This window comes from Ruegeria sp. AJ12, from assembly GCF_056536245.1.
Genome location: NZ_JBQFJJ010000001.1, coordinates 79,219 through 92,032 on the forward strand (window position 1 = coordinate 79,219; position 12,814 = coordinate 92,032).

At 59.1% G+C, this 12,814-nt stretch carries 16 protein-coding genes; 8 read left to right on the top strand and 8 right to left on the bottom strand.

Features of this window, described 5'->3' with window-relative positions:
* The first annotated feature begins 9 nt into the window (after positions 1-9).
* Positions 10-321, top strand: coding sequence for a hypothetical protein (locus tag ACR3E0_RS00455; protein ID WP_480475093.1), 312 nt, complete (start codon positions 10-12; stop codon positions 319-321).
* On the opposite strand, the gene ACR3E0_RS00460 is transcribed toward ACR3E0_RS00455, so the two are convergent.
* Genes ACR3E0_RS00460 through ACR3E0_RS00475 form a run of 4 tightly spaced genes read right to left on the bottom strand, consistent with a single transcriptional unit; the run spans position 318 to position 3,063 of the window.
* Positions 318-614, bottom strand: a complete 297-nt coding sequence (locus ACR3E0_RS00460) for a 4a-hydroxytetrahydrobiopterin dehydratase (RefSeq protein ID WP_480475095.1) — start codon at positions 612-614, stop codon at positions 318-320. The two genes, ACR3E0_RS00455 and ACR3E0_RS00460, sit on opposite strands and share 4 nt — an antisense overlap.
* Positions 611-1,798 carry a GNAT family N-acetyltransferase gene (locus ACR3E0_RS00465; RefSeq protein ID WP_480475097.1) on the bottom strand — a complete coding sequence of 396 codons (1,188 nt, stop codon included), beginning with the start codon at positions 1,796-1,798 and terminating at the stop codon, positions 611-613. The genes ACR3E0_RS00460 and ACR3E0_RS00465 overlap by 4 nt, the downstream gene beginning before the upstream one ends.
* A gap of 45 nt (positions 1,799-1,843) precedes the next feature.
* Positions 1,844-2,611, bottom strand: a complete 768-nt coding sequence (locus tag ACR3E0_RS00470) for a glycerophosphodiester phosphodiesterase family protein (protein WP_480475099.1) — start codon at positions 2,609-2,611, stop codon at positions 1,844-1,846.
* Positions 2,608-3,063, bottom strand: coding sequence for a RidA family protein (locus ACR3E0_RS00475; protein ID WP_480475101.1), 456 nt, complete (start codon positions 3,061-3,063; stop codon positions 2,608-2,610). Before ACR3E0_RS00475 ends, ACR3E0_RS00470 begins: the two co-directional genes overlap by 4 nt.
* A gap of 341 nt (positions 3,064-3,404) precedes the next feature.
* On the opposite strand from ACR3E0_RS00475, the gene ACR3E0_RS00480 reads away from it, so the two are divergent.
* Positions 3,405-4,175: an MlaA family lipoprotein gene (locus tag ACR3E0_RS00480; protein ID WP_480475103.1), complete on the top strand. Its 771-nt coding sequence runs from the start codon at positions 3,405-3,407 to the stop codon at positions 4,173-4,175.
* Positions 4,165-4,773: an MlaC/ttg2D family ABC transporter substrate-binding protein gene (locus ACR3E0_RS00485; RefSeq protein WP_480475105.1), complete on the top strand. Its 609-nt coding sequence runs from the start codon at positions 4,165-4,167 to the stop codon at positions 4,771-4,773. Before ACR3E0_RS00480 ends, ACR3E0_RS00485 begins: the two co-directional genes overlap by 11 nt.
* A gap of 29 nt (positions 4,774-4,802) precedes the next feature.
* Here ACR3E0_RS00485 and fliP read toward each other — a convergent pair whose 3' ends face one another.
* Genes fliP through fliF form a run of 4 tightly spaced genes read right to left on the bottom strand, consistent with a single transcriptional unit; the run spans position 4,803 to position 8,005 of the window.
* The gene (fliP, locus tag ACR3E0_RS00490; RefSeq protein WP_480475107.1) at positions 4,803-5,534 is read right to left on the bottom strand and encodes a flagellar type III secretion system pore protein FliP; all 732 of its coding nucleotides are present in this window, start codon (positions 5,532-5,534) and stop codon (positions 4,803-4,805) included.
* The gene (locus ACR3E0_RS00495; RefSeq protein ID WP_480475109.1) at positions 5,534-5,821 is read right to left on the bottom strand and encodes a FliM/FliN family flagellar motor switch protein; all 288 of its coding nucleotides are present in this window, start codon (positions 5,819-5,821) and stop codon (positions 5,534-5,536) included. Before ACR3E0_RS00495 ends, fliP begins: the two co-directional genes overlap by 1 nt.
* A complete protein-coding gene (locus ACR3E0_RS00500) occupies positions 5,814-6,410 on the bottom strand; it encodes a FliH/SctL family protein (RefSeq protein ID WP_480475111.1) in 597 nt (198 codons plus the stop codon). Before ACR3E0_RS00500 ends, ACR3E0_RS00495 begins: the two co-directional genes overlap by 8 nt.
* Positions 6,410-8,005, bottom strand: a complete 1,596-nt coding sequence (fliF, locus tag ACR3E0_RS00505; protein ID WP_480475113.1) for a flagellar basal-body MS-ring/collar protein FliF — start codon at positions 8,003-8,005, stop codon at positions 6,410-6,412. The genes ACR3E0_RS00500 and fliF overlap by 1 nt, the downstream gene beginning before the upstream one ends.
* An 86-nt stretch (positions 8,006-8,091) precedes the next feature.
* Between fliF and ACR3E0_RS00510 the strand changes: the two genes are divergently transcribed.
* From ACR3E0_RS00510 to ACR3E0_RS00530, 5 genes are read left to right on the top strand one after another with little or no spacing between them, the layout of a single operon-like run.
* A complete protein-coding gene (locus tag ACR3E0_RS00510; protein WP_480475115.1) occupies positions 8,092-8,622 on the top strand; it encodes a flagellar basal body-associated FliL family protein in 531 nt (176 codons plus the stop codon).
* A 9-nt stretch (positions 8,623-8,631) separates the two neighbouring features.
* The gene (locus tag ACR3E0_RS00515) at positions 8,632-9,126 is read left to right on the top strand and encodes a hypothetical protein (protein ID WP_480475117.1); all 495 of its coding nucleotides are present in this window, start codon (positions 8,632-8,634) and stop codon (positions 9,124-9,126) included.
* A complete protein-coding gene (locus ACR3E0_RS00520) occupies positions 9,123-9,698 on the top strand; it encodes a MotE family protein (RefSeq protein WP_480475119.1) in 576 nt (191 codons plus the stop codon). The genes ACR3E0_RS00515 and ACR3E0_RS00520 overlap by 4 nt, the downstream gene beginning before the upstream one ends.
* Positions 9,699-9,744: 46 nt before the next feature.
* A complete protein-coding gene (motA, locus tag ACR3E0_RS00525) occupies positions 9,745-10,614 on the top strand; it encodes a flagellar motor stator protein MotA (protein WP_480475121.1) in 870 nt (289 codons plus the stop codon).
* Positions 10,611-12,752, top strand: a complete 2,142-nt coding sequence (locus tag ACR3E0_RS00530; RefSeq protein WP_480475123.1) for a hypothetical protein — start codon at positions 10,611-10,613, stop codon at positions 12,750-12,752. The genes motA and ACR3E0_RS00530 overlap by 4 nt, the downstream gene beginning before the upstream one ends.
* Positions 12,753-12,814: the final 62 nt, after the last annotated feature.

A 12,814-nucleotide genomic window follows, 5' to 3' on the forward strand; every position in this document is an offset into this window, starting at 1 on the left:
GAGCGTCATATGAACAAATGGATCGGCGCGGGTGCGCTGGCGCTTGTTGCGGCGTGTGATGTGCCGCAGGCGCCTGTTGTGACGGGTCCTGACGGACAACAACAGATACAGATAAATACCAGTGGTCTGACCTGCTACAACACACGCTGCCTGGATATTAACCCGGCCGCTCGCAGTGTCCGATCAATCGGCAACCGGACAACAGGCATTCCACGAAACATCAATGTCAGCGACGGCACCGTGACCCCTGCCGAATTCGAGCAGATGGGCGTAGCAGCATCTTTGGCGGGTGGCATGGGATCGCGCGGCGACCGGGGCTAGTCCAAAAGGTTGTCCATCTTGCGCGCCAGCTTGGCGTCCAATGACGACAGGCCGCCGACATCATGGGTGGATAACACCACCTCGACCGTTCGGTAGACATTCGACCACTCGGGATGGTGGTTCCATTTCTCGGCCCAGATCGCCACCTGAGTCATCCAGCCAAAGGCCGCGACGAAGTTTTCGAAGACGAAGGTCTTGGTGATCGCATCCCGGCCTTCGACCATGGTCCAGCCGTTCTTGAACAGCGGGTCCAGCAGTGGGCCACGGGTCTCGGTTGACAAGAGTTCGGTCATTGCTGTTCCTCCGGGTCAGATTTTCTGAACGGACCGTAATCCGTCAGGATTTCAATCTCTTCTCCCACTGCGCGGCCTTCGGCGTCCAGAAATTTCTGAACCGCATCGGCAAATCCCGGATCGCCGATCCAGTGCAGACTGTGGGTGCGCGTGGGCAGGTAGCCGCGCGCCAGCTTGTGCTCACCTTGTGCGCCAGCTTCGACGCGAGCCAGACCATGCGCAATGGCAAAATCGATCGCCCGATAATAGCACAGCTCAAAATGCAGACAGGCGTGATGTTCGACGCAGCCCCAGTAACGGCCAAAGAGCGTTTCGCGTCCGATGAAATTCAGTGCGCCGGCGATTGGATATCCGTTCCGTTCCGCCAGAACCAACGCCATGTCATCCGCCATGGTGTCCTGTGCAATATCAAAGAAGTGTCGCGTCAGATACGGCGCGCCCCACTTGCGCGACCCGGTATCCTGATAAAACCGCCAGAAGGCATCCCAGTGTTCGGGCCGCAATTCTGAGCCTGTCAGCGTTCTGATCTCGCCCCCGAATTCGCAGGCCTGAGCGCGTTCCTTGCGTATGTTCTTGCGTTTGCGGGACGACAGCGCGCTCAGAAAACCATCAAAATCGGCATAGCTGTCGTTGAGCCAATGAAACTGCTGCGAGGTGCGATGCATCAGCCCCATCTGCTCGCCCGCGTGCGCCTCATCTTCGGTGCAGAATGTGGCGTGCAGGGACGAGACACGATTGTCAGCGGCCAGTTGCACCGCGCCCTGCACCAGGGCCGACATGCCAATCCCGTCATATCCGGGCCGCACCAGAAACCGTCGTCCCGTTGCAGGGGTAAAAGGCACAGCGACCTGAAGCTTGGGGTAATAGCGTCCGCCGGCGCTTTCATAGGCATGGGCCCAGTTGTGATCAAAGATATACTCGCCCTGGCTGTGTGACTTGGCGTACATCGGCGCGGCAGCAATCAGCATCCCGTCCAGATAGGCCGTCAGATATTGCGGCTGCCAGCCGGTGCCACTCCCGACCGAGCCGCTTTGCTCAAGCGCCAGAAGGAACCGATGGGTGGTGAAAGGATCAAGTGGTCGACCGCCATCGCTGGCTTCGGGACAGGCACAACTGTCCCATTCCGCAGGAGATATCTGCGAGAGCGTTGCCAGAACCTGAACTTCGATCTGTGCCTGATCCATCTGCCCTCCGCGCCTGTCCAATATGTGTGGCGGGGTGTGCCGGGATCAACCCGGCTGCACGGTCAAATAGCCTTCGAAGGTCACATTGTCGGCAACCTTGCGCGCCTCTGCCTCTTGTTCAGGCGACCGGACGGTCCAGCACAGGATCGGCACGCCACGGGCCTTGAGCTCGGCGACACGGGGGCGGTTCAGATCATGCACCTCGTGGCTGATGAAACTCGCGCCGACGCGGTCGAAATCAGGTATCTCGCGCAGGCGGTTACAGGTTTCAACCGGCAGAGGCCAGTTCAGCGGGTTGTACCCGCTGGTCACCAATCCGCGCGGCAGATCAGGGGCCAGCTTTGCCAGTTCGGCGACACTGTTCGGGTTGAATGACATCACCGCCACAGGACCGTCATACCCACGCAATGCCCGCACGGCATCCCGCTCTAACGGTCCGATATCCGTGCCCATCGCCCCGTCCTGATCCTTGAATTCGATCAGCAACGGGACCTTTCCGGCGACAAGGTCCAGTACCTCGTCCAGGGTCGGAATGCCGTCTTCTGCGTGCAGTAATGGGGTGGCAGAGGCCTGCGCCGCGGTGACCTGCCGGATCGGACCCGGTTGCCCGGTCAGGCGGGACATGTCGTAGTCGTGGAACACCATCGCACGGTTGTCGGAGGTGAGCTGCAGGTCAATCTCAATCCCGTACCCGGCATCGACGGCGGCACGAATGGCCGCCCGGCTGTTTTCCGGGCGGCGATCCGAAACGTCATGCAAGGCCCGGTGCGTGATCGGGGTTTGCAGAAATTCTGCGGGCAAGGGCGGTGTCATTGCACTTCGAAGATGCCTTCGATTTCGACCGCAACGCCCAGGGGCAGCGATGCCGCGCTGACAGCGGACCGGGAATGGCGACCGGCGTCTCCCAGAGCTTCGACAAGAAAATCCGAGGCGCCATTGATGACTTGCGGTTGCGCGGTGAAGTCCGGTGTCGAGTTCACAAAACCTGTCAGCTTGATCACGCGCACCAGTTTCTCGATATCGCCCCCACAGGCGGCCTTGACCTGTGCCAACAGATTGATCGCGCAAACCTTGGCAGCGGCTGCGCCGGCATCGACATTCATGTCGTCTCCCAGCTTGCCGGTGATCAGATCGTCAGCCTTGGAAATCTGACCCGAGACATAGACAATGTTGCCCATGCGCACGAAAGGCACATAGTTTGCCGCCGGCGCGGGGGCGTCCGGCAGTGTGACACCCAGGCTGTCCAGTTTTGCTGCGATGCTCATATGAAGGTCCTCACCTAAATTGACTCGGGCGGACGCTAACCGGGTAGCGGGTGTTGGAAAAGACGGAAACGCATTTTTTCTGGATTGCCTGGAGTGTGGGCATAAGTCCTCTTATTCCAGGCTATGGATGCCGTGTCACTTTACCTCGACCCGGCGACGGGGTTAAACGCAAGCTGTTTCAATGTGGTTACGAAACGTCTATGTGACGGAAACTTGTGTCGCCACACATAGTCGAAGGCAGTATTGATTGAATGTTCGGACAGATCGTAGCCGGACGACTTGGAGTAACGAAGACCGTGTTAAGCAGAGCCAGCTTCAGATACATGTTGCTTCTGCCCCTGATGGCAGTGCTCAGCGCATGTGCGACACAGCCCCAAGATCAGGCGGCCCGGGGTGGGATCTTTGACCCGTATGAAGGCGCCAACCGCTCAGTCCACAAATTCAACCTTGGTGTCGACCGGTTTCTGTTTCGCCCGGCGTCCAAAGGATACGTCAAGATTGTTCCCGATCCGATGGTGACCAGCTTCAATCATTTTGCCGAGAATATCTCTCTGCCGGGCCAGGCAATTGATTATCTGCTGCAGGGCAACCCCAAGCAAATGGGCAACGCGTTGTTGCGATTTGTCGTCAATATGACCGTGGGCGGTTTTGGACTGTCGGCACCTGCCGATGAACTGAACCTGCCACCTGTGGATACGGATTTCGGTGAGACCTTGCATGTCTGGGGGTTTGGCGAAGGCGCCTATGTCGAACTGCCCTTTTATGGCCCCTCCACAACGCGGGATGCGGTGGGTGTCGTGGTCAATCTGTTCTCGAACCCGATCAACTTCAGCCCGACGCGACCGGCGGACAATCTCGGGGTGTATGCCGAGGTTGTGCGGCGCATGGGGGATCGGGGGCGGTTCTCGGACACCGTCGATTCAATTCTCTACGAAAGCGCCGACAGCTACGCGCAGGCGCGTCTGATCTATCTGCAAAACCGACGCTTTGAACTGGCAAGGGACGATGAAGATGCCTATCTGGGCCTGTATACCGACCCCTATGCCGATATCGGGACCGACCCGGTCAGGGACCCCTATCTCGACCCCTACGAGGACCCCTATGCCGAATAACATGTTGAACAGACGTCATTTCATTGCTTCAGGTCTGGCTGGCCTGGCAGTGACACTTCTGCCAGCGCCTGCGTTGGCCCTCAGCAAAGCCAGCGCCACGGCCCTGGTCAACAATGTGGTTGCAGATATTAATCGCGTGATTGCCTCGGGCAAATCGGAAAACGCCATGCTGCGCGATTTCGAAAAAATTTTCGTCCAATATGCCGATGTGCCGATCATGGCGCGGTATGCCCTGGGCGCCGATGCCCGAACGGCCAGCCCGTCGCAACTGAAACAATTCACCTCGGCCTTTCAGGGCTACATCTCGCGCAAATATGGGCGCCGCTTCCGCGAGTTCATCGGCGGCGAGGTGAATGTCAAAAACGCACGCAAGATCAAAGCGGGATACGAGGTCAGAACCTCGGTCAAACTGCAAGGATCATCACCCTTTGATGTCACCTTTCTGGTGTCGGACAAATCCGGGCGCGACAAGTTTTACAACATGTTCATCGAAGGGGTGAACCTGCTGCTGACGGAGCGAACCGAGATCGGCGCCATGCTGGATGCACGCAAGGGCAATCTGAATCAGCTGATCAACGACCTGAGTCGCACCGGGTAGACCGCGCTCGAACAAGCGGCAGGCCGCATCTAAGGCATGTAGCTGCGGACCAAGGCGCCTGCAATCAGCGCCCACCCGTCTGCAATGACAAAGAATGCCAGCTTGAATGGCAAAGACACGATGGCGGGCGGCACCATCATCATGCCCATCGACATCAGAACGGCAGCCACGACGAGATCGATGATCAGAAACGGCAGAAAGATCAGGAATCCGATCTGAAACGCCCGTGCAATTTCCGACAACATGAAGGACGGCATCAGAATGGACAGAGGCGCTGCGGGTGACAGTTCCATGTCTGCACCACCGGGCCGCAGCGCCGCCATCGAATAAAATGTGTCCTGATCCAATCGGGACGCCATAAACACGCGAAACGGTTCCAGGGCACGCTCCAGCGCCGGTTCGACCGCCAGTGTTTCGTCAATCATCGGACGGATTCCGGTAGACCATGCTTCGGTGAAAACAGGCTCCATAATGAAATAGGTCAGAAACAGGGCCAGGCTGACGATCAACATGTTGGGTGGCGATTGTTGCAACCCGATCCCCTGCCGCAGGATGGCCAGAACGGTGATCAGAAACGGAAAACAGGTGATCATGATCGCGAGTCCCGGCGCAAGGCTCAGGACCGTGATCAGTAGAATCAACTGGATGGTCCGCGCCGAGAGCGACTCGCCATCGCCCAGTGACAACGTCACATCCTGTGCGGCGGCCAACGATGGCGCCATCAAAGTGGCCAGCAGAACCAGCCAGATCAGGGGGCGCATCAGCCGATCCCGTTTTGCAGGTCCGAAATCTCGGTCAGACGCACGGCCAGTTGCCCCGCCTGATCGCCTTCCATTTCTTCCAGCAACCCCCGGGCAACCAGTTGGTCCCCGACATACAGGTCCACCGGATCCTCGATGCGCTTATCCAGGGTCAGAACGGCGTTTTCGCCCATGTTAAGCAGGTCCCGGATCAAGGGCCGCGCGCGGCCCACCGACACCGTCACTTCGATGGGGACCGCATCAAACGGGTTTGATTTCTCGCTTTTCGGGGTTTGGGGATCACTCATTGGTCAGAACCTCTCTTGCCTCAAACAGATACGACTCGAATGCCTGCGCGATTGATGCCAGCACCGCATCGCAATCCACTTCCCGGGAGGCCATGCCAACCTGCAGGCGCGCCTGACCCGGTTCCAGAGCAGGATCCTCAATCACACGCGGATTCGATGGCAGATCCTGCGGAAGCAACGCCTCGACATCCTCTGACCGACCGTCCGGCACCATGATCTGCATGGGTTGGTTCATCTGCTCACGCGCCATGTCACACAGCTGTTCCGTTAATCGCGCGGCAAAGCTGCGTTGCATCATGTCGGGCAGAACAACCTGGATCAGGCTTTGGAACATCGGTTCCAGAGACAGGGTCATACGAGCGATTGCCTCGTGATATGTAAAAGACATGTCTTCCAGCGATTTACCGAGTTCCTGCGAGACCTGCCCCCGGCCTTGTTCCTGTGCCTGAACCGCGTCTTCCCAGCCCGCGCCATAGCCATTTTCGAACGCGGCAAGGCGCTGCTCTTCCAGGGCCTCATCGTCCAGCAGATGAAGCGCGCCGCCGCCGGACTGAGCCGTGAAGTCTTCGAGAAGATGGGCAATCGACATCAGACCCTCTCCTCGCCCTCTTCGAGCCAGCTGCGCAGGATTTCAACCGTCTCCTCCTGCTTGTCGCCAATCATCGCCCGCAGCCGATCAACCGGGTCCGCAGATGGGACAGCCCCAAGCGCCGGCACAACCGCCTGTGCCGACTGACCGGGCAAGGCCTCGAAACCCGACGCGTCCTCTGCAGCGATTTCGCCGACCAGAACCGGTGTGTCCTCCGGCCCGGAACTGGAGGCACCCGGCAGCAGCGCCGGGGTCGTGGCCGGTTTCATAAGAATCGGCCGGATCACGAAGAGCGCCAGCACCAGCGATACAACCGCCAGAACAGCCATCTGGATCAGCGACATCGCATCGAGGTGGATATTCTGCCACATCGAGGCCGAGGCCAGCGTCCCCTGAGGCTCAATCAGCGGCAAATCCAGAGATTTCAGGGTGATCACATCCCCCCGTTCCGCGTCGAACCCTACGGCGGACGCCACCAGTTCCTGCAATGCATCCAGTTCCGCTTGTGGCAAAGGGGTGAATACTTCGGCACCCGTGGCATCCGGCGCGCGGGTTCCGTTGACCAGAACCGCCACGGTCAGCCGTTTGATCGCCCCGGGTGCACTGTGCACTTCAAGTTCCGTTTCCGACACTTCGTAATTCACCCGCTCACGGGTCTGCGTCGCGGTTGAATTCGATTCGTCCCCGCCCGCCCCGTCCCCGTCCGGCAGGTTCGAGGCCACTGTGACATCCGAAGACTGGTTGCGCGCGCTGTCCGACCGTTCCTCGACATCGGTGCTGATGGCGACGCGGCCTTTCGGGTCAAAACGGCGCTCCCGGATCGATTCGGTCTTGGTGACCGTATCGACACTCACCTCGACCACAGCGTTTCCAGTGCCGACACGGGCTTCAACCAGACGCAGCACGCGCTCGCGAAGCAGGCGGGATTTGTCATCGGCGGTGTCCGCAGCGACCGCCGTGTCCTGCCCTCCGATCACGGACCCGTTCGAATCAATCACGGTGACATTTTCCGGCGCCATTCCACTGACTGCCGAGGCGACGAGGAATCGGATCGCCTTGGCTTGATCGCCGGTGATCTGCGCACCTGACGGCACCAGATAAACCGATGCCGTCGGTGCGATACTGCGCTGAAACGGGTTGGCTGACCCGTTGGCAATATGAACACGCGCCTGGCTGACATGGCGACTGCCTACAATCGTGCGCGCAAGCTCCCCTTCCTTAGCTCGCCAATAGGCCGCATCGAACATCTGCGATGTGGTACCAAAGCCGCTGAGCGAATCCAGCAGTTCGTAGCCCCGGCTGCCGTTGGCAGGCAGGCCCTCGCTGGCAAGCGTCATCCTCAGTTCATCGCGCTGGGCGCCCGGCACATAGATGGATCCGCCGCGAATCTCATAGGGAACCCCGCGCTGATCCAGAGAGCGAACGATGTCCCCAGCGGCGCCGTTTTCCAGACCTGCATACAGCAGCGTCATCGACGGCGAGGTGACCAGCCGTGACATCGCAAGGACCCCGACAAACACCAGCACAACCGCACCGGCAACGATGATTTGTTTACGCCTGTCCAAACTTGCCCAGACAGTTCCGATCTGCTGCACGCTCACCTCCGACTCGCCGACATTCTGCCCGGCTCACCCCCTGTTTGGACGATTGCCCTTAACAATCGGTTAGTCCCTGCAGGGTTATGACAGGCACAGAAGGAACGGATGAGGACATCATGACCGACGCTACTGCGGAACAGGCAGAAGCCCCGGAAAAAAAGGGGAAAACAGGACTGATCGTCGGGGTGATTCTGGCAATTTCCGGCGCCGTCGGAGGATATGTGTTGACCACCTCCGGCCTGCTGCCTTTCGGAGGTTCCGCAAAGAACGCTGAAATTGTCGAGGACGGGTCGGACAAGCCTGCAAAGGCGCTGGCGGATGTGCGTTTCGTCGATCTCCCGCCGGTGATCGTGTCCGTCGACGCCGGCGAAGCCCGGCATCTGAAGTTTCACGCACAGCTCGAAGTTAACGCGCCATACACCTCTGACGTGGAAAAAATGCAACCACGAATCATGGATGTCCTGAATGGGTATCTGCGGGCGATCGAGGTTTCGGATCTGGAGGATTCGCTGGCCCTGATGCGTATCCGCGGGCATCTGCTGCGGCGCATCGAAATCGTAGTTGGTGAAGGCCGCGTGCGCGATGTCCTCGTGATGGAATTTGTGCTGAATTAGGAGGCAGAATTGGAGCTTATAGCGGATATTTTGCTGGTCGCAGGTGCGTTGGGCGCAGGTCTTTACTGTTTCGTTCTGTCCCGCCGTCTCAAACGCTTTACCGATCTTGAAAAAGGCGTGGGAGGCGCGGTTGCGGTTCTGTCCTCGCAGGCGGATGAACTGAAAAAATCGCTCGACAGCGCGCGGAGTGCATCCGATCACTCGGGCGATGTCCTGACAGATCTGACCCAAAGGGCCGAGTCGGTGGCGCAGCGTCTGGAACTGATGATGGCGTCCATGCATGACGTTATTCCAGCAGACGACACCCCACGCCCCAGCCCAAAATCTCCTGATCCCGAAGAGAGCCCGACCGACACCGATCCCAAAGAAACTGCGCCTGAAGAACCGGATTCAACTCCTGATGAGATTGAATCGGAACCGCCTGACAAAACCGATACCGAGGCGGCCCCAAAGGGAGTGATGTTTTTCCGGCATGATCGCAAGCAAAGTGAGACCCCCGCATGACAGTGGCAACGCTCCAAAGAGGCGCTACGCGCCCGGTCGGCGGCGTGCTGACGCTGATTTCCTTGCTGATGCTGGGATCGGCCGCAATCCGGCTGGGGCTGGAGGCGGGGCCCGCCTTTGCCACAACCTCTGGACCCGCCCAAACCGAGCCCGAGCCTGTTGCACCCGACATGCAGGTTCTTTTGACGGAACTTCTGCGCCGCGAAGAGGCTCTGAAGCAACGGGAGGCGGCCTTGCAGGACAAGGAAAAGGCGCTGGAGATTGCCGATCTGGCCATTGAGACCCGTTTGGAGGCGTTGCAAGAGGCCGAAGAAGAGTTGCGCGCCACGCTGGTCATTGCTGAAAAAGCCGCCGAAACCGACCTGACGCAGCTGACGGACGTGTACCAGAACATGAAACCAAAGGATGCAGCCGCACTGTTTGAGACGATGGATCCGAAATTTGCCGCGGGATTTCTGTCGCGCATGCCGCCGGATGCGGCGGCGGGCGTTCTGGCCGGTCTCAGCCCCGAAGCCGCCTATACGATCAGTGTCGTGATGGCGGGCCGCAACGCAAACGCACCACTGGAATGACGGCCATGGTCTTTAATCCCCTTTTCGATGTCGCCGGAGGTTTCAGATGATCGGGCTATTTGGAATTGTCGTCATTTTTGTCATGGTCTTCGGCGGCTATCTGGCTGCTGGCGGAAAGATGACCATTATTCTGAAGTCGCTGCCTTTTGAGATCATGATCATCTGTGGGGCCGCCGTCGGTGCCTTTCTGATCGCAAATGACAAAAGCGCGATCAAACACACCGTCAAGGATATGGGCAAGATCTTCAAAGGGCCGAAATGGAAGCCCGAAGACTACCGCGATCTGCTCTGTCTGTTGTTTTCCCTGATCAGAATTGCACGGACAAACCCGGTTGACCTGGAACAGCACATCGAGGAGCCGGAAAACTCCTCTCTCTTTTCGTCCTACCCCAGAATTCTGGCCGACAAAGAGGCGGTGGATCTGATTTGCGACACGATGCGGTCGGCCGCGATGAACTACGACGACCCGCATCAGGTCGAAGAGGTTCTGGAAAAACGGATGGAGGCAAACTTTCATCATGCCATGCATTCCAGCCACGCCTTGCAAGTTGTTGCGGACGGCCTACCTGCCCTGGGGATCGTGGCTGCGGTTCTCGGCGTGATCAAGACGATGGGCTCGATCGACCAACCCCCCGAGGTCTTGGGAAAGCTGATCGGTGGTGCGCTGGTCGGCACCTTTTTAGGCGTGTTTCTGGCCTATGGGCTGGTCGGGCCCTTCGCAGGCCGCCTGAAAGCTGTCGTGGAAGAGGACAATCACTTTTATCAGCTCATCAAAGAGGTGCTAGTGGCCAATCTGCACAATCACAACGCCGCCATGTGCATCGAAGTTGGCCGCCAGAATACACCGACCCACAATCGCCCCGGCTTTACCGAATTGGAAGCGGCGTTGAAGGAAATCAAGCAGGCCGCGGCATGAAGCGACTGTGTGCGCTTGTCATACTAGGGATTTCTGCGGCGTCGGGCGCAGCGTCTGAGGAAGTCACGGTGCGATCCGGTGAGCACGATGGGTACACGCGACTTGTCGTGCAGGTGCCGCCGGGCACAAGCTGGATTCTGGCGCAACGCAAAAACGGGGCGCGACTGTCGGTTGAAATTGATGACGTGACCTTTGGCACCGGTTCCGTTTTTCAAAGGTTGTCGTCAAATCGCCTGTCATCCCTGTCACAATCCGGGCCGGGCGAAGCGTTGGACCTGGAATTCGGCTGCGACTGTGTTGCGTCCGCGTTTCTGTATCAACAATCGATGATCGTCGTGGATATTGCGCCGGGCGCTGTGCTTCCGCCACTGGCTTTCGACATTCCTGCACCTGTCTTTCAGGACCCGCAACCGCACGAGGCACCGGAACCGGTGGATTTGACACAGGGACTGGCTCTGCCTTTGTTGACTCTGAAAGGTCAGCAATTTGAGGACGAGTTGTCAACGCGGCTTCTGCAAGGGGCAGATCGGGAGATTCTGGACCTGAACATCGCGATGATCGGCCCGCGCAGTTCCATTCCTGCGGAAAACCCCACCGGTCCGCAAGGATTGGGCGCCAACGTCAACCTGTCCTCGGTTCTGGATGGCTTGAGTGGTCCGTTGGGCATCGAACTGCCTCAGATTGAAAGGGAACCGGTGTGTATCTCAAGCGTCGAGCTGGGCTTTGACAGTTGGTCCGACGCTCGTCCTTTTCCGGAGCAGGTGGCAGATCTGAGGGCAGGGTTGTTTGGCGAGTTTGACCGCATCGACGAGCAACAGGTTCTGGCGCTCGCAAGGCTCTATGCATATTACGGCTTTGGGGCAGAGGCGGTCCAGACTCTCACGTTTTTGGAAACGGAGATGCCCGAAAAGGAACGGATTTCCGTAATTGCCGCGCTTGCGGATAGGCAAAGACCACCGACCCCGAACCCGTTCAGCGGGCTGCAGCATTGCGAGAGTGACGCGGCCCTGTGGGCTGTGTTGAGCGATCGGGCACTGTCGTCCAATGCCCGCCTGGACGTGATCGAGCAATCTTTTGTGCGGCTGCCGGATCATCTGAGGCGCACTCTGGGACCGGCCCTGTCGTCCGTTCTGGTGGAGGCACAAGAGCTGGAGGCCGCGCGCCGGGTTCTACGCGCCGTCGAACGGGTGGAGTTGAATACGGCGCCGGCGCTGGCGCAGGCCCAAGCCAAAGTCGCGGTGGCCGAGGGAGACAATGATCATGCGGAAGACTTACTGACCGAGGTGATAAGTGCGCCGGACGCTGCGACCGAGGCGCCGATCGCCCTAGCCCGCCTTGTCGAAAAGCGGTGGGCGGATCGGGGCGCTGTGTCGCGTCAGGAACTGGACCTGACCGCCTCTTACGCGAAAGAACTGCGTCGATCAGAAATCGGTCCGCTGATGGCCCGGACGCACGCAATCGCCTTGAGCCTGAATCAGGAGTTTGACGAGGCGTTTGTCCAGATTCAAAGCCTTTCGGACAAGGCGGACAGAGCGGGTGCATTGAACCGCCATCTGCAAGTGCTTGCCGAACGGTCGGATGACCTGACCTTCCTGCGCCAGACGGTTGGCATGTCGCAGGAAATGATGGAGGCACTCACGACAGAGACGGCTATTGCGCTGTCAGGCCGGTTGGCCACGCTGGGGTTCTCTGCACAGGCCGAAACCCTGGCCAGCAGACCGCAAGACAGTATCAGGCGCGCCGAACGGGCGCGTTTGCGGGCTCGGGCTGCGCTAACCGATGCCCGTCCACATCAGGCAATGTTGGAACTGTCCGGTGATGATACGGACACGGCACTTTCCCTGAGGGTTCAGGCCTTGCAAGCGACCGGGGACTTGGCCGCAGCTGGCACCATCCTGCGCGATCTTGGCGAGACGGAAGCTGCCAACCGGTTGTTCTGGCTGGCGGGTCTGGCAGAAGAAATTACCGCAAACCCGACCGACAGGTTTGCCGCTTTGAGCAACGCGACCAAAGCATTGTCGGCGCCGGTGGAGCGGCAACCCGACAAACCACTCGCGGATGCAACACGCCTGCTGCAAAACAGTGCCGAAATTCGGCAAGTGATTACCCGCATGATGGAAACCGTCCAACCGCCATAGCGTGTCATTACATCGCGTAATGCAAAACCAGCGCACCGGCAGCAAAGCCGGATGTCGGGCAG